The 21,294-nt window shown below is 71.3% G+C and carries 23 protein-coding genes, 1 tRNA gene and 1 riboswitch; of the genes, 14 read left to right on the forward strand and 10 right to left on the reverse strand.

Annotated features, from left to right (window positions below; all coding sequences use genetic code 11):
• Nucleotides 1–80 precede the first annotated feature (80 nt).
• The 8 genes from CLV43_RS41400 to CLV43_RS41435 all read left to right on the forward strand — a co-directional run bounded on the left by CLV43_RS41400 (nt 81) and on the right by CLV43_RS41435 (nt 6,649).
• Nucleotides 81–974, forward strand: coding sequence for a TIGR01777 family oxidoreductase (locus CLV43_RS41400; RefSeq protein WP_106195585.1), 894 nt, complete (start codon nt 81–83; stop codon nt 972–974).
• Nucleotides 971–1,579, forward strand: coding sequence for a phosphatase PAP2 family protein (locus CLV43_RS41405; protein WP_106195588.1), 609 nt, complete (start codon nt 971–973; stop codon nt 1,577–1,579). Before CLV43_RS41400 ends, CLV43_RS41405 begins: the two co-directional genes overlap by 4 nt.
• Nucleotides 1,566–2,309, forward strand: a complete 744-nt coding sequence (lipB, locus tag CLV43_RS41410) for a lipoyl(octanoyl) transferase LipB (protein ID WP_106195590.1) — start codon at nt 1,566–1,568, stop codon at nt 2,307–2,309. The genes CLV43_RS41405 and lipB overlap by 14 nt, the downstream gene beginning before the upstream one ends.
• A gap of 64 nt (nt 2,310–2,373) precedes the next feature.
• Nucleotides 2,374–3,429: a serine hydrolase gene (locus tag CLV43_RS41415; RefSeq protein WP_146175114.1), complete on the forward strand. Its 1,056-nt coding sequence runs from the start codon at nt 2,374–2,376 to the stop codon at nt 3,427–3,429.
• Entirely contained in the window at nt 3,426–3,908 is a 483-nt protein-coding gene (locus tag CLV43_RS41420; protein ID WP_106195594.1) for an ArsR/SmtB family transcription factor, read from the forward strand. Before CLV43_RS41415 ends, CLV43_RS41420 begins: the two co-directional genes overlap by 4 nt.
• Before the next feature lie 82 nt (nt 3,909–3,990).
• Nucleotides 3,991–5,070: an ABC transporter ATP-binding protein gene (locus CLV43_RS41425; protein WP_106195596.1), complete on the forward strand. Its 1,080-nt coding sequence runs from the start codon at nt 3,991–3,993 to the stop codon at nt 5,068–5,070.
• A complete protein-coding gene (locus CLV43_RS41430) occupies nt 5,067–5,855 on the forward strand; it encodes an ABC transporter permease (protein ID WP_106195598.1) in 789 nt (262 codons plus the stop codon). Before CLV43_RS41425 ends, CLV43_RS41430 begins: the two co-directional genes overlap by 4 nt.
• Before the next feature lie 2 nt (nt 5,856–5,857).
• Nucleotides 5,858–6,649, forward strand: a complete 792-nt coding sequence (locus CLV43_RS41435; protein WP_211304811.1) for an ABC transporter permease — start codon at nt 5,858–5,860, stop codon at nt 6,647–6,649.
• 3 nt (nt 6,650–6,652) lie between these two features.
• Here CLV43_RS41435 and CLV43_RS41440 read toward each other — a convergent pair whose 3' ends face one another.
• Nucleotides 6,653–7,516, reverse strand: a complete 864-nt coding sequence (locus tag CLV43_RS41440) for an SDR family NAD(P)-dependent oxidoreductase (RefSeq protein WP_106195600.1) — start codon at nt 7,514–7,516, stop codon at nt 6,653–6,655.
• A gap of 50 nt (nt 7,517–7,566) precedes the next feature.
• On the opposite strand from CLV43_RS41440, the gene CLV43_RS41445 reads away from it, so the two are divergent.
• On the forward strand, nt 7,567–8,211 hold the full coding sequence (locus CLV43_RS41445) for a TetR/AcrR family transcriptional regulator (RefSeq protein ID WP_106195602.1): 645 nt from the start codon (nt 7,567–7,569) through the stop codon (nt 8,209–8,211).
• On the opposite strand, the gene CLV43_RS41450 is transcribed toward CLV43_RS41445, so the two are convergent.
• The 3 genes from CLV43_RS41450 to CLV43_RS41460 are packed head-to-tail and all read right to left on the reverse strand — an operon-like array spanning nt 8,208 to nt 10,522.
• Complete coding sequence (locus CLV43_RS41450) at nt 8,208–8,867, reverse strand: DUF8189 domain-containing protein (RefSeq protein WP_106195604.1); 660 nt, start codon at nt 8,865–8,867, stop codon at nt 8,208–8,210. The two genes, CLV43_RS41445 and CLV43_RS41450, sit on opposite strands and share 4 nt — an antisense overlap.
• A gap of 45 nt (nt 8,868–8,912) precedes the next feature.
• Nucleotides 8,913–9,845 carry an LLM class F420-dependent oxidoreductase gene (locus CLV43_RS41455; protein WP_106195715.1) on the reverse strand — a complete coding sequence of 311 codons (933 nt, stop codon included), beginning with the start codon at nt 9,843–9,845 and terminating at the stop codon, nt 8,913–8,915.
• A gap of 26 nt (nt 9,846–9,871) precedes the next feature.
• The gene (locus CLV43_RS41460; protein ID WP_106195717.1) at nt 9,872–10,522 is read right to left on the reverse strand and encodes a TetR/AcrR family transcriptional regulator; all 651 of its coding nucleotides are present in this window, start codon (nt 10,520–10,522) and stop codon (nt 9,872–9,874) included.
• 126 nt (nt 10,523–10,648) lie between these two features.
• Between CLV43_RS41460 and CLV43_RS41465 the strand changes: the two genes are divergently transcribed.
• The 3 genes from CLV43_RS41465 to lipA are packed head-to-tail and all read left to right on the forward strand — an operon-like array spanning nt 10,649 to nt 13,090.
• Complete coding sequence (locus CLV43_RS41465; RefSeq protein ID WP_106195606.1) at nt 10,649–11,101, forward strand: hypothetical protein; 453 nt, start codon at nt 10,649–10,651, stop codon at nt 11,099–11,101.
• A gap of 23 nt (nt 11,102–11,124) precedes the next feature.
• Nucleotides 11,125–12,048 carry an oxidoreductase gene (locus tag CLV43_RS41470; protein ID WP_106195608.1) on the forward strand — a complete coding sequence of 308 codons (924 nt, stop codon included), beginning with the start codon at nt 11,125–11,127 and terminating at the stop codon, nt 12,046–12,048.
• A 37-nt stretch (nt 12,049–12,085) separates the two neighbouring features.
• Nucleotides 12,086–13,090: a lipoyl synthase gene (gene lipA / locus CLV43_RS41475; protein WP_106195719.1), complete on the forward strand. Its 1,005-nt coding sequence runs from the start codon at nt 12,086–12,088 to the stop codon at nt 13,088–13,090.
• Between the two features lie 34 nt (nt 13,091–13,124).
• Here the strand turns inward: lipA and CLV43_RS41480 are convergent, their stop codons facing one another.
• Together CLV43_RS41480 and CLV43_RS41485 are read right to left on the reverse strand one after the other, a co-directional pair.
• The gene (locus CLV43_RS41480; RefSeq protein ID WP_245887411.1) at nt 13,125–14,162 is read right to left on the reverse strand and encodes a saccharopine dehydrogenase family protein; all 1,038 of its coding nucleotides are present in this window, start codon (nt 14,160–14,162) and stop codon (nt 13,125–13,127) included.
• A 23-nt stretch (nt 14,163–14,185) separates the two neighbouring features.
• A complete protein-coding gene (locus tag CLV43_RS41485; protein ID WP_245887414.1) occupies nt 14,186–14,455 on the reverse strand; it encodes a hypothetical protein in 270 nt (89 codons plus the stop codon).
• A 182-nt stretch (nt 14,456–14,637) separates the two neighbouring features.
• On the opposite strand from CLV43_RS41485, the gene CLV43_RS41490 reads away from it, so the two are divergent.
• Nucleotides 14,638–15,819: an LLM class flavin-dependent oxidoreductase gene (locus CLV43_RS41490; protein WP_106195610.1), complete on the forward strand. Its 1,182-nt coding sequence runs from the start codon at nt 14,638–14,640 to the stop codon at nt 15,817–15,819.
• Nucleotides 15,820–16,180: 361 nt separating this feature from the next.
• Here the strand turns inward: CLV43_RS41490 and CLV43_RS41495 are convergent.
• The 3 genes from CLV43_RS41495 to CLV43_RS41505 all read right to left on the reverse strand — a co-directional run bounded on the left by CLV43_RS41495 (nt 16,181) and on the right by CLV43_RS41505 (nt 17,225).
• Nucleotides 16,181–16,255 (reverse strand) — tRNA-Val (locus CLV43_RS41495).
• Between the two features lies 1 nt (nt 16,256).
• Nucleotides 16,257–16,721 (reverse strand): peroxiredoxin, encoded by a 465-nt coding sequence (locus CLV43_RS41500; protein ID WP_106195612.1) that lies wholly within the window; start codon nt 16,719–16,721, stop codon nt 16,257–16,259.
• A 72-nt stretch (nt 16,722–16,793) separates the two neighbouring features.
• A complete protein-coding gene (locus tag CLV43_RS41505; RefSeq protein WP_106195724.1) occupies nt 16,794–17,225 on the reverse strand; it encodes a DUF3052 domain-containing protein in 432 nt (143 codons plus the stop codon).
• 342 nt (nt 17,226–17,567) lie between these two features.
• On the opposite strand from CLV43_RS41505, the gene aceE reads away from it, so the two are divergent.
• Nucleotides 17,568–20,333, forward strand: a complete 2,766-nt coding sequence (gene aceE, locus CLV43_RS41510; protein ID WP_106195614.1) for a pyruvate dehydrogenase (acetyl-transferring), homodimeric type — start codon at nt 17,568–17,570, stop codon at nt 20,331–20,333.
• A gap of 52 nt (nt 20,334–20,385) precedes the next feature.
• Here aceE and pnuC read toward each other — a convergent pair whose 3' ends face one another.
• A complete protein-coding gene (gene pnuC / locus CLV43_RS41515; RefSeq protein ID WP_106195726.1) occupies nt 20,386–21,009 on the reverse strand; it encodes a nicotinamide riboside transporter PnuC in 624 nt (207 codons plus the stop codon).
• A gap of 77 nt (nt 21,010–21,086) precedes the next feature.
• Nucleotides 21,087–21,215, reverse strand: a riboswitch (FMN riboswitch).
• Nucleotides 21,216–21,294 lie beyond the last annotated feature (79 nt).

The following is a 21,294-nucleotide window of genomic DNA, read 5'->3' on the forward strand; positions in this document are numbered from 1 at the left end:
CTTGTCCCCACCCGTGTCCCGTTCGGGCCGGTATGTCCCCCTGCTGTGCACGAACCCCACCCTTGGGAGACGATCAACCCATGCGCGTCGTGATCGCCGGTTCGTCCGGGATGATCGGAACCAGTCTGGTGGCGTCGCTGCGCGGTGAGGGGCACGAGGTGCTCCGGCTGGTGCGGCGCAAGCCGGCCGCGCCCGACGAGCGGGGCTGGGACCCGCCCGCGGGCCGGATCGACGCGGGCGCGCTCGACGGCGTCGACGCGGTGGTGAACCTGTGCGGCGCCGGCGTGGCGGACAAGCGGTGGAACGACGCCCGCAAGCAGGTGCTCCGCGACAGCCGCAACGTGCCCACCGAGGTGCTGGCCGCCGCGGTCGTGGAGCACGGCGTGCCGACGCTGGTGAACGCCTCGGCGATCGGCTACTACGGCGACACCGGTGACGACGTGGTCGACGAGACCCGCGGCTCGGGCAGCGGGTTCCTGGCGGACCTGTGCCGCGAGTGGGAGGCCGCCACCGCGGTCGCCGACCAGGCGCCGGGCGTGCGGGTGGTGCGGCTGCGCACCGGGCTGGTGATCGCGCAGGCCGGCGGGCTGTTCGGCCGGATCAAGCCGCTGTTCGCGTTCTTCCTCGGCGGCAGGCTCGGCGACGGCACCCAGTACATGCCGTGGATCTCCCTGGACGACGCCATCTCCGCGATCCGCTTCGCCGTGGAGAACGACAAGGTGAGCGGTCCGGTCAACCTGACGGCGCCGAGCCCGGTGACCAACGCCGAGTTCACCAGGACCGTCGGTCACGTGCTGCACCGGCCGACGCCGTGGGTCGTGCCCGGCTTCGTGCTCAAGGCCGCGCTCGGCGAGCTCGCCGAGGAAGGCGTCCTCGTCGGCCAGCGCGCCGTGCCGAAGGCGTTGGAGCGCAACGGGTTCCAGTTCCTGCACCCCGCGCTCGGAGCGGCGGTGTCGGCAGCGGTGAACGGTTGAGCCGTGTCGTCATCGCGCTGGTCGGCCTCCTGCTCATCGGGGTGTCGACCGCGCTGGGCGTGTTCGTGCGCGACGAAGTGCCCGCGCTGGACGTCCGGTTCAACTCCTACGACCCGCTGCACACCCGTCCGCTGACGTTCGTCGCGGAGTGGGTCAGCTTCGTGCTCAGCCCCGGCCTGGCGACCATCGTGCTGCTAGGGCTGGCCGTGAGGTCGTGGCTGGCCAAGGACTTCCTGCTGTTCCGGGTCGGTGTGCTGCTCGGGCTGTGCTGGTGCACGGTCCTGGTCCGGTACGCCTACCGGCGGGTGCGGCCGATCGACTTCCCGAAGTGGAGCTACCCCAGCGGGCACGTGACGGCGGTGACGGCGCTGGCGTTCACCGCGGTGGTGGCGTGCGCGTGGCTGGCCCGGCGGTGGCTGCGGGTGGCCGTGGCGCTGGCCGCGTCGGCGGTGGTGCTGACCGCGGCGAGCCGGGTGGTGCTGCGGATGCACTGGTTCACCGACACCGCCGGTGCCGTGACGGCCGTCGTGGGCGTGGGGCTGCTCGCCGGTCTCGCCCTCGGGCTCGTGGGGCCGGGGGTACTGTCGAACCGTGACCGGACCTGACGTCTCCTGCCGCACCTCGAGCGACCCCTTCGACGTGCGTGAGCTGGGCACCATCGACTACATGGCCGCCTGGGACCTGCAACGCGACCTCGCGAACGCCCGCGCGGACGGCACCGCCGGCGACACGCTCCTGCTGCTGGAGCACACCCCCGTCTACACCTGCGGCAGGCGCACCGAAGAGGCCGACCGGCCCGTGAAGAGCACCATCCCGGTGATCGACGTGGACCGCGGCGGGAAGATCACCTGGCACGGTCCGGGCCAGCTCGTCGGCTACCCGATCCTGGCGCTCACCGAGCCGATGGACGTCGTGCAGTACGTGCGCCGCCTCGAGCAGGCGCTCATCCACGTGTGCGACCAGCTCGGCGTGCCCACCGGGCGGGTCGACGGGCGCAGCGGCGTGTGGCTGGCGGCCGACGACCGCGGTCCGGAGCGCAAGATCGCCGCGATCGGCATCCGCGTCCAGCGGGGCGTGACCATGCACGGTTTCGAGATCAACTGCAACGCCGACCTCGGCGGTTTCGACGACATCATCCCGTGCGGTATCAGGGATGCCGGTGTGGCCTCCTTGTCACGGGAGCTGGATCGGGACGTGACGGTGGCGGAAGTGCTGCCGATGGCCCGCGACGCCGTCCTGGCCGCCGTCGACGGGACCCTGCCGCTGACCGACCGCGAGCTGCGGCGCGGTGGGCCGAACGCCGCGGGCATCACCTTCGCGGTGCGGACGGGCTGACAAGCGGACCCCGTTCCTCTAGTATTCCGGAATTACGGACTACCAGAGGGGGATTGTCGTGCTCTTGAACCGACGACAGGTGCTCACCGCCGCGGGGGTGGCCGGTGCCTCGATGTTGATCGGTGCCGGGCGGGCGGCGGCAGAGCCGAACGGGTGGGAAGGGTGGCTCGCCGCCAACCGGGGGCACGTCGCGGCGGTGGTCGACGACGGCCGCGGCGGGCGGCTGAGCCACCGGCCGTACGCGGAGCAGCCCCTGGCGTCGGCGGTCAAGGTCGTGCACGCGGCGGGGTACGCGCTCGCCGTCGAACGGGGGCACGTGCGACCGGACGAGCGGGTTCGGGTCGGGGACTGGGAGGAGTACTACCTCCCCCTGGACGGCGGGGCGCACCAGAAGGCGTTGGAGGACCTGGGGATCCCGTTCGCCAACGGCCGCACCGCGGACGACCCCGACCGGCTCGTGAGCCTCGACGACCTCGTACGGGTGGCCGTCGTGCACAGCGACAACGCGGCGGCGGACCTCGTGCGCGCCCGCGTCGGCGACGCGTCCCTGCGGGCGGCCGCGCTGAGCTGCGGCTGGCCGGGCGTGGACACCCGCTCCATCGCGGGCGAGATGCTCATGCTGATCCTGCCCGAGCGCGCGCCGGCCGACCCAGCCAAGCGCAAGCGGGTAGGCGACCAGCTCGCCGCGCAGGCCCTGCACGACCCGAAGCTCCAGTTGGAGATCATCGGCAGGCTCCCCGGCATCCCGGCCACCTACGAGGACCAGCGCCCGTGGGCGCGGCGGACGTGGCACGGCTCGGCGTCCGGGCTGCACCGCCTGCACCGGGCTGTCGCGGGCGGCCGGTTCCCGCAGGCGCGCACCCACCTGGAGCGCGCGTTCCCCGGTCCGCTGCCCGCGGGCGTCACGGCCATCGGGTCCAAGGCCGGGTCGCTGCCCGGTGTGCTGACGATGGCGTTCACCGTGCGGTGGGACGACGGGCGGATCGGCACGGGCGTGCTGCTGGCCGAGGAGGTCGACGAGTCGCTGTCCACAAAGGCCGGGGAGCTCGCCGACCTCGTCCTCGGTCCCCTGCTGGACCGGGATCTGCTGCGAGAACTGGAGACCACCCTCGTAGGATGACCACGGTGGACGTGGCGCGGAAGCTGGCCGAGTTGGAGGAGCGCGTCGCCGCGCTCGAAGGCGACGACCGGGCGACCTCCGACGTGCCGCCGGGCGGTGACGGGGGCGGCACCGTCGGCTACCACGGCCGGGTGACGCTCGGGGGCGGCGAGGTGAGCTGGCAGATCGACGCGGCACCCGAGCGCGTGCTCGCGCTGCCGGACCGCGGACCGGTCGAGGTGCTCGCCGCGCTCGCGCACCCGGTGCGCGTCGGCATCGTCCGGTCGTTGCTCGTGGACGGTCCCCAGCCGGGCGCGGCGCTGCAGGAGGCCGCCGGGCTGGGGTCGACCGGCCAGCTCTACCACCACCTCAAGACCCTCACCTCCTCCGGCGTGGTGGAGCAGGACAAGCGCGGCAGCTACCGGTTGCGCCCCACCGCGACCGTGCCGGTGCTGGTGCTGCTGACCGCGGCGTCCGATGTGGCCGGACAGCTGCGCTGAGAGCGCTTTCCCCGCGCCCTTAATCGATTGACGCGCGTCGTCGCCGTGGACACACTCGACCGCCTGGCGGGGTGGGGGAACCATGGCTCTGGTCGAGGCACGACAACTGACGAAGGTGTTCCGGCGGCCGGACAAGCCGCCCGGACTGGCGGGCGCGCTGCGGCACCTGGCCACGAGGCGGTACGTCGAGAAGGTGGCGGTCGACCACGTCGACCTGTCCATCGAGGCGGGCGAGGCGGTGGCCTACGTCGGCCCGAACGGCGCGGGCAAGTCGACGACGGTGAAGCTGCTCAGCGGGATCCTGCAGCCCACCTCCGGCGAGGTGCGCATCGGCGGCCTGGTGCCGCAGGACGACAGGATGGCCGTGGCGCACCGGATCGGCGTGCTGTTCGGGCAGCGCACCCAGCTGTGGTGGGACCTGCCGGTGGCCGACTCGCTGGCGGTGCTGCGCGACCTGTACGGCGTGGACGAGGGCACCTACCGCAAGCGGCTCAAGCGGTTCGACGAGGTGCTGGGGCTGGACGACCTGATGGCGGTCACCGGCCGCAAGCTGTCGCTGGGACAGCGGATGCGCGCGGACCTGGCCGCGGCGCTGGTGCACGGACCCGAGGTCGTGTACCTCGACGAGCCGACGATCGGGCTGGACCTGTCGGTGAAGGACCGGGTGCGCGAGTTCTTCCGGGAGCTGCGCGACGAGGGCACGACGGTGATGCTCACCAGCCACGACCTGGCCGACATCGAGGGCTTCTGCCGACGGCTGGTGATCATCGACGAGGGTCGGATCGTCTTCGACGGCGACCTGGAGGCGGTGAAGGACGAGTTCGCCCGCGACCGCATCCTGCACGTCCACACCGAGACGCGGGTGGACCCGGACCGGGTGCGGGCGGTGCTGCCGGGAGCCGTCGTCGCGGCGGGCGAGTCACCGCTGTGGCACTCGATCCGCTTCGACCGGTTCGCGATCACCGCGGGCCAGGCCGTCGCCGCGGTGACCGGGATCGCCGCCGTGGTCGACTTCCGCATCGACGAGCCGGGCATCGAGGACGTGATCCGCCGGGTGTACTCCGGCGAGCTCCGCCTGGCCGCCGAGACGGATGCCGAGACGGACTCGGAGCCGGACGTCGAGGGGTCCGGGGAGCCCGACGCCGTGGTGACCGCGCCGTGAGGGGGTACCGGGCGCTGGCGCGGATCTCGGCGAAGAACGCGCTGACCTACCGCCTGGAGTTCGCGTTCGCGCTGTTCGGTGTGCTGTTCCAGTTCGTGGCGCTGCTGGCGGTGTGGCGGGTGCTGCTGGCCGACAGCACGACAGGCACCGGCTTCACCTGGCCGCAGATGCGCGGCTACCTGCTGGTGGCGTTCGCCTCCGGTGCCGTCGTCGGGCTGTTCGCCGACTTCCGGATGTCGTTCCGTATCCGCAGCGGGCTCGTGGCGCTCGACCTCATCAAACCCGTGCGGTACCAGGAGGCCCGGTTCGCCGAGGTGCTCGGCGGGGTGTGGATCGAGGTGCTCGTGGTGCTGCTCGTCGGCGGGGTCACGGTCCTGGTCGCCGGGGCGCCGACCTGGCCGGGCGGCGCGGAGCTGGCGCTGTTCACCGCGAGCATGGTGCTGCTGATCCCGTTGAAGTTCCTCGTCGTGTACCTGTGCGGGCTGGCGTCGTTCTGGACGCAGAACTACGTGGGCGTGCAGTGGGCGCGGATCGCGATCGTCAACCTGTTCTCCGGCGCGCTGGTGCCGCTGGCGTACCTGCCCGGCTGGCTGGCGTCGGTGGCGGCGTGGTCGCCGTTCGCCGGGATGACGTCCACGCCGGGGCTGATCCTCATCGGACGGGCCACCGGCGCGCAGGCCGCGTTCCTGGTGGCCGTCCAGCTCGGCTGGGTGGTGGTGCTGTGGTTCGGCGCGAAGCTGTTGTGGCGCACCGCGGTCCGGCAGCTGACCGTGAACGGGGGCTGAGCGTGGCACGGGTGGTCCGGCTCTACTTCCGGTTCCTCGGGCTGCACCTGCGGGCGCTGCTCGAGTACCAGTCCGACTTCTGGGTCATGGCGGCAGCGACCGTGCTGATCCAGGTGGTGAACCTGGTGTTCCTCTCCGCAGTCTTCGCCCGGATCCCCACCCTGCGCGGGTGGTCGTTCTGGGCCGTGGTGGCGATGTTCGCGCTGATGGCCATCGCCGAGGGCGTCGGCTCGTTCTTCTTCGAGGGCACCTGGCGGCTGTCGGAGTCCATCAACCAGGGGTCGCTGGACTACGCGCTGGTGCGGCCCTACCCCGTGGTGCTCCAGGTGACCAGCGCCGAGATCGGGATCAACGGCCTGACCAACATCATCACCGGGGGCGCGATGCTGGCCACCGCGCTGGCGCACCTGGACGTCCGGTGGTCGGTGGGGCTGGTCCTGCTGGCCGTGGTGCTGCCCGTCTGCGCGGTCATGATCAAGGTGTCGGTCAACCTCGCGACCAACTCGATCTCGTTCTGGCTGGCGGGCCCGAGCCCGTTGTTCGCCATGGCGGTCCACCAGGTGGGCGAGCTGGCCCGGTACCCGCTGTCGATCTTCCCGACGGCGCTGAAGGCCACCCTGGGGCTCGTGGTGCCGTTCGCCTTCATCACCACGTTCCCGCTGGGCTTCCTGCTCGGCACCGGGTCCTCCCCGTGGCTGGGGCTGCTGACCCCGCTGGTGGCCGCCTACTGCGTGGCGCTCGCCCTGGTGGCGTTCTCGCGCGGGCTGCGCCGGTACGAGAGCGCGGGCAACTGACCGCTACGCCTTCGGGTAGTGGCGGCGCAGGTTGGTGGTGACGACGCGGTCGACCGCCCGGTCGGGCAGCACCCGGACGAGCCGGGTGATCAGGGCGGCGTCCCGGCCGACGGTGTAGCGGGTGCGCGGCCTGCGGGCCGTCACGGCCTTCGCGATCACCAGCGCGGCGGCGTCGGCGGTGACGCCCGACGCGGTGCCCGTGGCCATCAGCCTGTTGGTCGCCTCGACCATGCCGCCGTAGCGCTCGTGCTGCGCGGGCGTCATCCCGGCGGCCAGGTCGTTCGCCGTCGCGACCCCGCGGTGGGCGATCTCCGTGCGCACACCGCCGGGCTCGACGACGACCACGTGCACGCCCAGCGGGGCGACCTCCCGGCGCAGCGAGTCGCTGACCGCCTCCAGGGCGAACTTCGCCCCGGCGTACGCGCCGTAGGTGGCCATGGCGACCTTGCCGCCGACCGAGCTGATGTTGACCACGCGTCCCCCGCTGTCCAGCAGGGCGGGCAGGAGCGCCTGGGTGACGGCGACGTGGCCGAACAGGTTGACCTCGAACACCCACCGCCACCGCTCCATCGGCAGGGACTCGACCGGGGCGTTGACCTGGATGCCCGCGTTGTTGACGACCGCGCGCAGCGGCCGCGCGTCGGCGGCGACCCGCGCGGCGAGCGCCCGCACGTGCTCGGGCTCGGTGATGTCGAGGATGACCGGCTCGACGCCGTCCGCCCTGATGGCGTCGGCGTCGCGGTCGCGGCGGACACCGGCCAGGACGTGGAACCCCCGACGGGCGAGCTCGCGGGCGGCGGAGGCGCCCATGCCGGTGGAGGCCCCGGTCACGACGACCAGCTCCTGAGTTTCAGATGACGTTGTCACCTCTTCGACGGTACCCGTTCAGATGACGGTGTCAACTGTATGCTGGGCCCATGGCCACCCGCGCGGAGTCCGCCGCCGTCACCCGCCGCTCCCTGCTCGACGCGGCCGCCGAGCTGCTCGACGAGGGCGGGCCCGAGGCGGTCACCCTGCGCGAGGTGGGCGCGCGGGCAGGTGTGACGCGGGGAGCGCCGTACCGGCACTTCGCGGGCAAGGACAGCCTGCTGACCGCCGTGGCTGCCGAGGGCTGGGAGCGGGTCGGCGACCGGGTGCAGGCCCTGCGAGCCGACCCCGACCTGCCCGCCTCCGAGAGGCTGCGCGGCGCCCTCCGCGCCCTCATCGACGTCGGCCGCCGCCAACCGCACCTCTACCAGCTGCTGTTCAAGCCGCAGGGAGCACGCGGGGACGGGCTCGAACGCGTCCGGCTCCAGCTGTGCGGACCGGAGGGCGACCCGACCGCGGCCGTCCGCGCGGCCGGGCGGTTCCAGGACGAGTTCCAGGCCATCGTCGCCGCCCTCGTCGGGGAGGCGGACGCGCGGCACTACGGCGCGCTGCTGATGACCAGCGCCCACGGCATCGCGGGCATGGAGCTCAGCGGCCACCTCGACGGCGACAAGTGGCGGACCACCGCGGACGAGCTCGTCGACACGCTCGTCCGCATGGTCTCCGACGCCAGCGTGACGACCTGGGAGACCTAGGAGACCGACCAGAGGGACCACCCGGCGGACACGTCGAACACCCGCAGCAGCCTGCCGTCCACGGTGTTCGCGGTGACCTCGGTGACCTGCGTGGTCGCATTGCGCTCGGCGACCGGCGTGCCCACGATCCGCACGTCGCCGACCGGCGTCAACGGCTTCCAGCCGCCTGAGCAGTCGTCGGTGTGCAGCAGCGAGCCGTCCTGGCCGCGCGCGAACACCTCGGTGATCCCGGTGTTCGGCTGGTACACGGCCACCGGGTCGCCCGCGAGGCCCGTGTCGTCCAGGACCTCCCACCCGGACCAGCCCTCGACGGTCCGGTCGGTGTGCACGAGCCTGCCACCGAGGTCGCGGGCGAACACCTCGGTGGCGTGGCGGCGCGGCTCGTGCACCCAGCCGGGCGTGCCGACGATCTTCTGGTCACCGACGGGCGTCCACGGCGACCAGCCCGCGCCGGTGTCGTAGGTGTGGATCACGCTCCCGTCGGCGGCACGCGCGAAGCCCTGGGCGTCCCGCGGCCCCGAAGGGTGGTCCGGGACCGCGGCCGCCGCACCCGACGGCGCGGAGAGCACGGCCAGGGCGGTGAGCCCCAGCAGGGCCGAGCCGAACCCGTGCGCCTTCACCACCGCGTTCCCCCAAGACTCCGTCGACAGCCGCACGACCGAAGCTATCGACGGGACCTTCGAAAAACCTCAAAGCGCCTTTCAGGCCAGGTGGGACGCGACCTCCGCGGCGACCAGCTCGACGTGGTCGAGGTCGGCCACGTCGAGGATCTGGAGGTAGACCCTCGTGACCCCGGTCCGCTCCCGCCACTGCGACAGCCTCTCCACGACCTCCGCGGGCGTGCCCGCGACACCGCCGGCGCGCAGCTCGTCGACCTCGCGGCCGATCTTCGCGGCCCGGCGGGCGACCTCGGCGTCGTCGCGGCCGACGCACGTGACCAGCGCGACGGAGCGGGTGATCTCCGCCTGGTCGCGGCCGATCTCGGCGCACGCCCGCGCGACGCGGTCGAACTGCCGGTTCGCCGTGTCGAAGTCCTGGAACGGCAGGTTGAACTCGTGCGCGAACCTGGCCGCCAGCGCGGGGGTGCGCTTGGCGCCGACCCCGCCGATCAGCACCGGCACCGGCGACTGCACCGGCTTGGGCAGCGCGGGCGAGTCGGTGAGCCGGTAGTGCTCGCCCTCGAAGGAGAACGTCTCCCCGGCGGGTGTGCCCAGCAGGCCGGTGACGATCTCCAGCTGCTCGGCGTAGCGGTCGAAGCGCTCGCCGACCGGCGGGAACGGGATGCCGTAGGCGGAGTGCTCGTCGGAGTACCAGCCTGCGCCGAAACCGAGCTCGACCCGGCCGCCGGACATCGCGTCCACCTGGGCGACGCTGATCGCCAGCGGGCCGGGGTGGCGGAAGGTGGCGGCGGTCATCAGCGTGCCGAGCCGGATGCGGGAGGTCTCGCGGGCCAGGCCGGCGAGCGTGACCCACGCGTCGGTGGGGCCGGGCAGGCCGTCGGTGGAGCCCATCCGCAGGTAGTGGTCCGACCTGAAGAAGGCGTCGTAGCCCGCGTCCTCCGCGGTCCGCGCGATGCGCAGCAGGTCGTCGTAGCTGGCCCCTTGCTGGGGCTCGGTGAAGATCCGGAGTTCCACCCGGCCCAAACTAGCGCGCCGGCCGGCTAGTGGCGGCGTGAACGTGACCGGCCCCTCGGCGGGGCCACGGGCGGCACGCCGTCGCGCACCCGCAGGCCCTCGACGACCCGGACGATGGTGCGTTCCACGTCCGCGCTGGCCTTCTTCGGGTCCGACGCGGCGGCGATGGTGCTGGCGCCCGCGGACAGCGATCCGAACAGCAGCCGCGCGGTGATCTCGACCGGCATGTCCTCGATCTCGCCGGACTCCACGAGCAGCTCGATGGCGGTGCGCAGCAGACCGTAGCTGAAGTGCTCCTCGGCCTCGCGCCAGCGCTCCCAGCCCATCACGACCGGGGCCTCGTGGATCACGATGCGCTGGTAGGAGGGCTCCAGGCAGACCCGGACGTAGGCGCGCAGCCCCTCGATGGCGGTCTCCCACGGGTCGCCCGGAGCGGAGACGATCGCCGACAGCCTGCTCATGAACTTGTTCTCCACGGCGTCGAAGGCCGCCTCGAACAGGGCCTGCTTGCCGCTGAAGTGGTGGTAGAGCGCGCCTTTGGTGACCCTGGCGCGCTTGGTGACCTCGTCGAGGGACGTGCCCGCGTAGCCGCGCTTGGTGAACAGCTCCACCGCGTTGTCCACGAGCGCCTGCCTCGTGGACTCCGAGTACTCGACGCGTCTCGACCCCGTTGTCACCACGCTCACAACCGTACGACATACCGACGGTACGTACCGGTGGTATGTTGGCCACGACGGGCCATACCGACGGTATGCTAAAGACCCCGAGTATGAGCCCCCTCACCCACGAGAGGAGGCCCGACCATGGGCTGGAGCGACTTCTACCGGCGACGCGACGAGCTGGCCGCCGTGCTCGACCGGGCCGAGCGGAACCCCGCGGCCCCGCCGGAGTTCGACCCGGACGTGTTCGCCGACGCCGACGAGCTGCTGCTCGCCCTGCACCACCGGTGGCTCCAGCAGCTCACCGGTCGGCTGGGCGTGGCGCTGACCGACGGCGACGACCGCGTCGACGCGGTCCTCACGACCTGGCGCGCGCTCGCCGCCGAGCAGCCCGCGCTGCGCGGCCTGCTGGACGCCCACCTCACCGACCCCGAGGCCGTCGGGCGCGAGGAGCGCCTGCTGGCGTTGACCTCCGGTCTCGCCGAGCTCTCCGAGCCCACCGCCGAGGTCTCCGCGATCGGTGCGGCGTTCCTCGCGCTGATCCGTTCGGAGCCCGCCGTGCGAACGTCCCGCAAGCGCCTGTTGAGCAGGGCCTGAGCGAACTTGGTTAGGTGACGGGCATGTGGACCGAAGCGGACATCCCCGACCAGACCGGCCGCACCGTGGTGGTCACCGGGGCGAACTCGGGCCTCGGGCTGCGCTCGGCCGAGGTGCTCGGCGCCAGGGGCGCGCGGGTGCTCATGGCCTGCCGCTCCCCCGAACGCGGCGCCGAGGCGCTGCGGCGCGTGCTCGCGACCGGCGCGAAGGCCGAGCTCGTCGAACTGGACCTGGCCGACCTCTCGTCGGTCCGCAGAGCCGCCGCGGACGTCCGGGAGCGCACCGGTGACGCGGTCGACGTGCTGATGAACAACGCGGGCGTGATGGCGACGCCGCGCGGCTGGACCGTCGACCACTTCGAGACCCAGTTCGGCACCAACCACCTCGGGCACGCCGCGCTCACGTGGCTGCTCATGCCCGCCCTGCGCACCCGGCCGGGCGCGCGCGTGGTGACGCTGTCGAGCCTCGCCCACAAGATGGGCGGGCTCCAGCTCGCCGACCCGAACTTCGAGGCCCGCGGCTACTCGGCGTGGCAGGCCTACGGCCAGTCGAAGCTGGCCAACCTGCTGTTCGCCAACGCCCTGGCCCGGCACCTGGCGGCGGCCGGACTGGACGTGACGTCGGTCGCAGCCCACCCCGGCCTGACCGGCACGAACCTGGGCGCCAACCACGCGAAGTCGCAGGGCAGCGCGCTGCTCGGCGGCGTCGTGAAGGTGTGGGACGCCGTGGTCACCCAGAGCGTGGAGCAGGGCGCGTTGCCGCAGCTCCACGCCGCGACGGCACCCGGCGTGCTGCCCGACGACTACTACGGCCCCGGCGCGCTGGGCGAGACCCGCGGCCACCCCAAGCCGGCCTCCAGGAGCAAGGCCGCGCGGGACGACGTCACGGCCGACCGGCTGTGGGACCTCACGGCCACTCTCACCGGGGTAACCCCGGATCCGGCGTGACCCCGACCACGCGCGCGCGAAGCGTAGGGTGACCAGCGTGACGCCGGTACCAGAGGGTCGGAAGCTGCTGCGGCTCGAGGTCCGCAACAGCCAGACGCCGATCGAGAAGAAGCCCTCGTGGATCAAGACGAAGGCCAAGATGGGCCCCGAGTTCCGGGAGCTCAAGGGCCTCGTCAAACGCGAGGGGCTGCACACGGTCTGCGAAGAGGCCGGTTGTCCCAACATCTACGAGTGCTGGGAAGACCGCGAGGCCACGTTCCTCATCGGTGGCGAGCAGTGCACGCGGCGCTGCGACTTCTGCCAGATCGACACGGGCAAGCCGGACGACCTCGACCGCGACGAGCCGCGCCGGGTCGCCGAGTCGGTCCAGGCGATGGGCCTGCGCTACTCGACCGTCACCGGTGTCGCCCGCGACGACCTCCCCGACGGCGGCGCGTGGCTGTACGCGGAGACCGTGCGGCTGATCCACCAGCTCAACCCCGGCACGGGTGTCGAGCTGCTGATCCCGGACTTCAACGCGGTGCCCGAGCAGCTGGCCGAGGTGTTCGCCTCGCGGCCGGAGGTGCTCGCGCACAACGTGGAGACCGTGCCGCGGATCTTCAAGCGCATCCGCCCCGCGTTCCGCTACGAGCGCTCGCTCGACGTGATCACCAAGGCCCGCGAGTTCGGCCTGGTCACCAAGTCCAACCTGATCCTCGGCATGGGCGAGACCCCGGAAGAGGTCACCCAGGCGCTGCGCGACCTGCACGACGCGGGCTGCGAGATCATCACGATCACCCAGTACCTGCGGCCCTCGCCGCGGCACCACCCCGTCGAGCGCTGGGTGAAGCCGGAGGAGTTCGTCGCGCACTCCGACGACGCCAAGGCCATGGGCTTCTCGGGCGTGATGGCCGGTCCGCTGGTGCGGTCCTCCTATCGCGCCGGACGGCTGTACGCGACCGCCGTGCAGGAGCGCGGCGAGGAGCTGCCGGAGAACCTCCAGCACCTGCTGCAGGCCGGGAGCGCCGCCCAGGAGGCCAGCTCGCTGCTCGCCCCCCGCTAGTCCACTGTGCCCCGGCGTCCGCGTCGGGGCACAGCTATGTGCGGACGAGCTCGTGGACCACGACGCCGTCGAGGGTGCGCACGAAGTCGGCGCCGAACGCGCTCGACGGCGTGTGAGACCCGGCGGGCACGCCGCCGTCGAGGAGCCGTTGCACCGCCCGGACGACGGCGTCGGCGGTGAGGTCGTAGGCGTTGGGCGCGGTGAGCGCGACGGACACCGTGCGCCCCTCGACGTCGGACACCTCGCCCCACACCTCGGACCGAGTCTTGGCGCGCAGCTCCTCGCCGGGCCCGGAGATCCGCTGCGCCACGGCCTTGCCGAAGCCCTGCGCCAGAGACGTGCGCAGCAGCGGCCCGAACAGCGCCTGGAGGTGTCCGGCGAGGCCGGGCAGCACGGTGAACGTGGTGATGTTCGGGATGCCGGTCGACCGGTAGGCGGTGCTCACGTCGCCCCACGGGATCGCGCCGACGTCGCGCGCGCCCGAGTGGAACGCGGCGCTGCGCCTGCGGTGGCCGACGCGGAAGGTCCGCAGCTCGCCGTCGACCCGCGCCCGACCGCCGTTCGCGCTGCCCTCGACGGACGTCTTCGTGGTGCCGGGGCTCGCGCCGCCGCCCGTGGTGAAGGCGAGGTCGAGGTGCGTCGCGCCGGGCAGCGCGGCGGCGAGCACGGCGGCCACGCAGTCGGTCGGCACGACGTCGAACCCGGTGCCGGGCAGCAGGACCACCCCGGCGGCCTTCGCCTCCCCGTCACGGGCGGCGACGGCCTCGAACACGTCGATCTCGCCGGTGATGTCGGTGTAGTGCGTGCCGGTCGCCAGGCAGGCGTCCACCATCGGCCGCGAGGTGGCCGAGAACGGGCCCGCGCAGTGCGCGACCACGTCGACGTCCCGCAGCGCGTCGGCGGCGTCGTCGAGCCCGAACGCGCGGTGCTCAAGGCCGAGGCGCTCGGCCAGCGGCGCGACCTTCGCGGCGGACCGCCCGGCCAGCACCGGCCTCAGGCCGCGTCGCACGGCCAGTTCGGCGATCAGCACGCCGGTGTACCCGTTGGCGCCGTAGAGCATCCACGTGGTCATGGCCGAACGCTACCAGCGAGTAGCTATGCGTCGGAACGACGTCTTCCCGCCAAGCCGCCCGCGACGAGGAGCACGGCGCCGCCCACCACCACCGGGAGCGCCCACCCCAACCGCTCGCTCCGCAGCCGTCCGCAGATCCCGACGAACGCCGGGTCGATCTTCTCGACCTCCGCCGGGTCGAAGCCCATGCCGATGCTGTTGCCGCAGGACACGGCCGAACCGCTGGGGGTGTCCGACGACATCGGCAGGAACAGGATCAGGAGACCGGACAGCAGGAATGCGAGACCAATCACCAACGTGACCGTCCTCAGCGCCATGAACATGAAGTTACGTCCGATTTGGACTCGCGTACAGAGTCCGAACGGCCCATGTTGATCAACTCGGCCGATGGCGGTTTTCTCCCCCTTCGGCCGCTGTTCCGGGGACTTTTTCACAACTAGCTTCCGCTGAGGACCGACGACGGGAGCCCCGAGGCATGAAACTCGACATCTTCAACGAGATCCAGGACCCGCGGCCGTGGGCGGAAGGCCATGAGCACCAACGCATCGCCCAGGCCATCGAGCAGGCGGAGTTAGCCGACGAGACGGGGTACGGGTGCTGGTGGCAGGTCGAGCACCACGGCGCCGAGGAGTTCAGCCTGTCGTCCGCGCCGGAGATGCTGCTGGCCGCGCTCTCCCAGCGCACCACGAACATCCGGCTCGGCCACTCCGCCGTCCTCGCCCCGTCCCGCTTCAACCACCCGTTGCGCATCGCCGAGCGCGCGGCGTGGCTCGACCACCTCAGCGGCGGCCGCGTCGAACTGGGCCTCACCCGCTCGACCACACCGGAATGGCGGCTGTTCAACACCGACCCCGCTGACGTACGCCCGCAGACCGCCGAGGCGTTCGACATGATCCCGCGCATGTGGACGGAGGACCGCTTCTCCCACTCCAGCACCAACTTCCGGATCTCCGACGTTCCGGTAGTCCCCAAGCCGTACCAGAAACCCCACCCACCCCTCTGGCAGGCCGCCACCAGCCCCGGCTCGTTCGAGGACGCGGGCAGGCGCGGCGTCGGCGTCCTCGGCACCACCATCTGGGAGTCCTTGGAACGCGTCGCCCGCATGGTCGACCTGTACCGCACCGCGGCCGCCGCCTGCACCGCGCCCGCGGGCGCGTTCGTCAACAACCAGGTCGCGTTCTTCACGTTCGTGCACTGCGCCGAGACCGACCAGGAGGCCATGCGCAACGGCGCCGCCGCGGCCGCCGCCTGGTACACCGTCCGCGCCCTCACGTTCTTCGAGGCCGCTGACGCGTTCGTCACCGAGTTGGATCGTCAGAAGGCGGTGCTGGCGGCGCCTGATGGTGGTGGGCTCACCGGTGAGTTCCTGCGTGCGGAGGCTGCGGCGGCGTCTGCCGGGCCGAACGACGCGCAGTTGGTGATCGGTCGGATCATCCAGGGCGAGGAGGTGCCGGAGGAGGAGGTTTTCGAGGCGCTGAACGCGCAGGACTCGTTGATCGTGGGGAGTCCGGAGACGTGCCGGAAGAAGCTGCGGGTGTACGAGGAGCTGGGGATTGACCGGCTGATGAGCTTCCACCAGGTGGGGGCTTTGCCGCACGAGAAGGTGATGGGGTCGATCCGGTTGTTCGGGTCTTTGATTTCGGAGTTCGACCGGTAGGGGTGGTGTGCCGGCTGATCGTGGTGATCGGCGCCTGTCGCTGACCGTGGTCAATCGGCGGGGATCGCATCCGCCGTGTGCGGTGCGGCCGGCTTGACTTGGGGCCCCTTTTTTGGGCTTCGTCGGGCGAAAAAGGGCAGGTGGTAGAGCCTGCCCGCCGACTCATTGTAAGCCCAAAAACCCCAAGTCAAGCCGGCCGCTGGCGGACGAGTGTGCTCGCTTCCAGCGTCGTCGGGCCTGCGCATGAACGGACGAGTGCCGCTGCTCCAGCGTCGTTGGCGGTCGTTTGTTGGGCGTTTGCTTTCAGCGCTGTTAGCCGGCCGCTTTCAGCTTTTGTTGGGGGTTTGTTCGGTGCCGTTGTTGGTGGGCGCGGCAGGGTTCGAACCTGCGACCGCTCGGGTGTAAACCGAGTGCTCTTCCGCTGAGCTACGCGCCCTCTAGGCCGTCAACGCGGCAACAGCATGCTGCCATGCCGTCTGGTCCCTGGGTTCGCCGGGTTCGTTCACCTCGGCGTAGCGGATGGTTCCGTGGGGGTCCACGAGGAAGGTGCCGCGGTTGGACATGCCGTTGGTGGGGTTGAAGGTGCCGTAGGACTTGGCGACGGCGCCGTGGGGCCAGAAGTCGGACAGCAGGGGGAAGCGGTAGCCCTGGGCGCGGGACCACGCCTTGAGGCTGTAGGGGGTGTCGACGGAGATGGCGAGGACCGCCACGTCGGCCTTCTCGTAGCGGTCCAGGTCGGTCTGGAGGGCGTCCAGCTCGGCCTGGCAGGTGCCGCTGAAGGCGAACGGGTAGAACACCAGCAGCACCGGGCGCACGCCTCGGTACCGGGACAGCGACACCTGTTGGCGGTTGCTGTCCCGGAGGGTGAAGTCCGGGGCTTGGGAACCCTCGTCCGGCAGCACTTCGGAGTTCCCCCGGTCGGGCGACCGGCACGGGTCCCCGTACGTCCCGGGGAACCCGTGCTCAGTCTCGGATCAGCGCTTGACCTTCGCCGAACTGGGACGCACGAGCCTCGTGCCCGACCAGTCCTCGGCGACGGTGATGTTGGACGTCTGGGACAGCCCAGCGGTCGGCACCGCCTCGGCGATCTCACTCGGCTCGACGTGTCCAGGGCGTCCGGTCTTGGGCGTCAGCACCCACACCACGCCGTTCTCGGCCAGCGGCCCGGTCGCGTTGATCAGGTCGTCGACCAGATCCCCGTCCCCGTCCCGCCACCACAACAGGACCACGTCCACGACATCGTCGGCCTCATCGTCGAGGAGATCGCTGCCGATCCGCTCCTCGATGGCGGCACGAACGTCGTCGTCAACGTCCTCGTCCCAGCCGATCTCCTGAACTGCCTGGCCCGGTGCAATCCCGAGCTTGTCGGCGACACCGCCCTTGTCGGCGTCTCCCGCGGCGACCACGGCTTCCACTCCTCCAACTACGCAAGAGCGGCAGTCGACTCGACTGCCGCGCGATGTATCAACACCTGTCGCGGCTAGCGAACACTGATAGACGGCCTCCGCGCAACCGTTGACCTCATGACACGCCGCAATCCGACCCCCCTGAACTGTCACCCGACAGGATGACGCACACTGAACACACCTCATACCGCGCGCGCGAGGGACACGATCCAGAACTACTGGTCGGTAGGGGGTCCTCTGGGGTGTCCCACGGGCGCCGATGAGGAATCATGGACAGGTAGACCGCCTGAACCCGCAGTGAACGCCGGCAGCAGCCGGCAGCAACCCTGGCGAGGAGAACCCTTGGCCCCGCAGAACAACGGCACCGCCCCCGAACGGGTGCGCGTCATCCGTGACGGCCTCGCCGCACACCTGCCGGACATCGATCCGGACGAGACGGCGGAGTGGCTGGAGTCGTTCGACGCCGCGCTCAAGGGTGGCGGCCAGCAGCGTGCCCGTTATCTCATGCTCCGACTCCTCGAGAAGGCCCGCGAGGGTGGCGTCGGCATCCCGTCCCTGACCAGCACGGACTACGTGAACACCATCCCCACCGAGCGGGAGCCGTGGTTCCCCGGTGACGAGGAGGTCGAGCGCCGGTACCGGGCGTGGATCCGCTGGAACGCGGCCATGACGGTGCACCGCGCGCAGCGACCCGGTGTCGGTGTCGGTGGTCACATCTCGACCTACGCGTCCTCGGCGAGCCTCTACGAGGTCGGTTTCAACCACTTCTTCCGCGGCAAGGACCACCCCGGCGGCGGCGACCAGGTCTTCATCCAGGGCCACGCCTCCCCCGGCGTCTACGCCCGCGCGTTCCTCGAGGGGCGGCTGAGCGAGGACCAGCTCGACGGGTTCCGCCAGGAGTACTCGCACGGCGGGCTCGGCAAGGGCCTGCCGTCCTACCCGCACCCGCGGCTGATGCCGGGCTTCTGGGAGTTCCCGACGGTGTCCATGGGCCTCGGCCCGATGAACGCGATCTACCAGGCGCGGTTCAACCGCTACCTGCACGACCGCGGTTTCAAGGACACGTCCGACCAGCGCGTGTGGGCGTTCCTCGGCGACGGCGAGATGGACGAGCCGGAGTCGCGCGGCCTGCTGCAGCTGGCGGCGAACGAGCAGCTGGACAACCTGACGTTCGTGGTCAACTGCAACCTGCAGCGCCTCGACGGCCCGGTGCGCGGCAACGGCAAGATCATCCAGGAGCTGGAGTCGTTCTTCCGCGGCGCGGGCTGGAACGTCATCAAGGTCGTCTGGGGCCGCGAGTGGGACTCGCTGCTGCACGCCGACCGCGACGGCGCGCTGGTGAACCTGATGAACACCACGCCCGACGGCGACTACCAGACCTACAAGGCGAACGACGGCGCCTACGTGAAGGAGCACTTCTTCGGCCGCGACCCGCGGACGAAGGAGCTTGTCGCGCCGCTGAGCGACGACGACGTCTGGAACCTCAAGCGCGGCGGCCACGACTACCGCAAGGTGTACGCGGCGTACAAGGCGGCCACCGAGCACCACGGCCAGCCGACGGTCATCCTCGCCAAGACCATCAAGGGCTACGGCCTGGGCCCGCACTTCGCGGCGCGCAACGCCACGCACCAGATGAAGAAGATGACCCTGGAGGACCTGAAGCTGTTCCGCGACAGCCTCCGGATCCCGATCACCGACGAGCAGCTGGAGAAGGACCCCTACCTGCCGCCGTACTACCACCCCGGCCCGGACTCCCCGGAGATCCAGTACCTGCTGGAGCGGCGCAAGCAGCTCGGCGGCTACGTACCGGAGCGGCGCAACACGGCCAAGGCCCTGAAGCTGCCCGAGGACAAGGTCTACGACGTCCTCAAGCGGGGCTCCGGCAAGCAGCAGGTCGCCACGACCATGGCGTTCGTGCGGCTCGTGCGCGACCTCGCGAAGGACCCGGAGATCGGCAACCGGATCGTGCCGATCATCCCGGACGAGGCGCGGACGTTCGGCATGGACTCGATGTTCCCGTCGCAGAAGATCTACAACCCCAACGGGCAGATGTACACCTCCGTGGACGCCGAGCTGATGCTGGCGTACAAGGAGTCCGAACAGGGCCAGATCCTGCACGAGGGCATCAACGAGGCCGGGTCGACGGCGTCCTTCACGGCGGTGGGCACGTCCTACGCCACGCAGGGCGAGCCGATGATCCCGATCTACATCTTCTACTCGATGTTCGGGTTCCAGCGCACCGGTGACGGCCTGTGGGCCGCGGCGGACCAGATGGCGCGCGGCTTCGTGCTCGGCGCCACCGCGGGCCGCACGACGCTGACCGGTGAGGGCCTCCAGCACGCGGACGGCCACTCGCTGCTGCTGGCGCACACGAACCCCGCCGTCGTGTCCTACGACCCCGCGTGGTCGTTCGAGGTGGGCCACATCGTGCGCGACGGCCTGCGGAGGATGTACGGCGAGAACGCCGAGAACATCTTCTACTACATGACCGTCTACAACGAGCCGTACCGGCAGCCCGCGGAGCCGGAGGGCCTCGACGTCGAGGGCCTGCTGCGCGGCCTGTACCGCTACCAGGTGTCGCCGGGCCAGGACGGCCCGCACGCGCAGCTCCTGGCGTCCGGTGTGGCGATGCCGTGGGCGATCGACGCCCAGCGGATCCTCGCCGAGGAGTGGGGGGTGCGGGCCGACGTGTGGTCCGCGACCTCGTACTCGGAGCTGCGCCGCGAGGCCGTGGAGGTCGAGCGGGAGAACCTGCTGCACCCGGAGAACGAGCCCCGCGTCCCGTACGTGACGAAGGTGCTCTCCGAGTCCACGGGTCCCGTCGTCGCGGTGTCGGACTGGATGAAGGCCGTCCCGGACCTCATCCGGCCGTACGTGCCGACGGACATGCACACGCTGGGCACGGACGGGTTCGGCTTCTCCGACACCCGCCCGGCCGCGCGCAGGCACTTCCTGGTCGACACCGAGTCGATCGTCGTCGCCACGCTGGCCGCGTTGGCCAAGCGGGGCGAGATCGACCCGGCGCTGGTCGTGAAGGCCGCGCAGCAGTACCGGATCGACGACGTCGGCGCGGCGGGCCCCTCCACGGGCGACGCCGGGCTGGCCTAGGCACCGAGGTCCACGAGGGGAGTCCCGTTCGCGGGGCTCCCCTCGTGGCGCGTCAGGCGGCCGCCTCGACGGCGGTGCGCTTGGCGGCGCGGTTCCAGTCGAGCCAGCCGCGGATGACCAGGACGGCGAACACGGTGTAGATCAGGGCGCTGAAGTAGAGACCGGACTGGATCTGCAGGGGCACGCCGATGGCGTCGACGACGAGCCAGACGATCCAGAACTCGACGAGGCCGAGCCCTTGGAGGGCGAAGGCGAGGACGGTGCCGACGAAGATAGCGGCGTCCGGCCACGGGGCCCACGAGGCGTGCAGGGCGTCCAGCGCCAGGGCGAACGCGGTGGTGCCGACGACGAAGGCTGCGGCGACGGCGAGGCGTTCGCGGGTCGAGCCCTTGCGGACGACGACGCCGAACACGGGGTCGCGCCTGCGCAGCCAGGCGTACCAGCCGTAGAACGCGATGAGGCCGACGACGACCTGCCTGATCGCGAGACCGCCGAGGTGGGCGGACAGGTAGACGGTGAACAGCAGCGCGACCGACGCCAGCTGCACCGGCCACGTCCAGAGGGACCTCCGCTGCGCCAGGAACACCACGGCCAGGGCGAACAGCTGGCCGAAGAACTCCGCGTAGGCGATCTTCTGCCCCAGAACGGTGAAACCCTGCTCCAGCAACACGTGCACCGCGTCCTCCACATCCCCAGGGCGGTCCGGGGGCGTGGCGCGTCACCGGTGCGGCGGGCATGCCGGACACCGGTGGCGTGCGCGCCTCTCATCCGGACTCTCACCGTCGGCCCCGGAGTTCCACCGGGTCAACCGCGGGCCGTGGGGCACGCGGGTCGTGGGCTGTCACCACCGGTTCGGACTTCCACCGACCCCGGAACGCACGTCTTCCACTTGCCAGAACATCGTCGCGCGGACGGGCTGTTCCGTCAGCGTTTGTGACGTGCGGCACTCGTCCGGAGTACA

Origin of the sequence: Umezawaea tangerina, assembly GCF_003002815.1 — a bacterium.
Taxonomy (GTDB): domain Bacteria; phylum Actinomycetota; class Actinomycetes; order Mycobacteriales; family Pseudonocardiaceae; genus Umezawaea; species Umezawaea tangerina.

Excerpts from the sequence above, each read along its gene's own strand:
- CLV43_RS41400 (WP_106195585.1), top strand. The coding sequence starts at position 81 with ATGCGCGTCGTGATCGCCGGTTCGTCCGGGATGATCGGAACCAGTCTG.
- CLV43_RS41420 (WP_106195594.1), top strand. The coding sequence starts at position 3,426 with ATGACCACGGTGGACGTGGCGCGGAAGCTGGCCGAGTTGGAGGAGCGC.
- CLV43_RS41425 (WP_106195596.1), top strand. The coding sequence starts at position 3,991 with ATGGCTCTGGTCGAGGCACGACAACTGACGAAGGTGTTCCGGCGGCCG.
- CLV43_RS41445 (WP_106195602.1), top strand. The coding sequence starts at position 7,567 with ATGGCCACCCGCGCGGAGTCCGCCGCCGTCACCCGCCGCTCCCTGCTC.
- CLV43_RS41465 (WP_106195606.1), top strand. The coding sequence starts at position 10,649 with ATGGGCTGGAGCGACTTCTACCGGCGACGCGACGAGCTGGCCGCCGTG.
- CLV43_RS41470 (WP_106195608.1), top strand. The coding sequence starts at position 11,125 with ATGTGGACCGAAGCGGACATCCCCGACCAGACCGGCCGCACCGTGGTG.
- CLV43_RS41480 (WP_245887411.1), bottom strand. The coding sequence starts at position 14,162 with ATGACCACGTGGATGCTCTACGGCGCCAACGGGTACACCGGCGTGCTG.
- CLV43_RS41490 (WP_106195610.1), top strand. The coding sequence starts at position 14,638 with ATGAAACTCGACATCTTCAACGAGATCCAGGACCCGCGGCCGTGGGCG.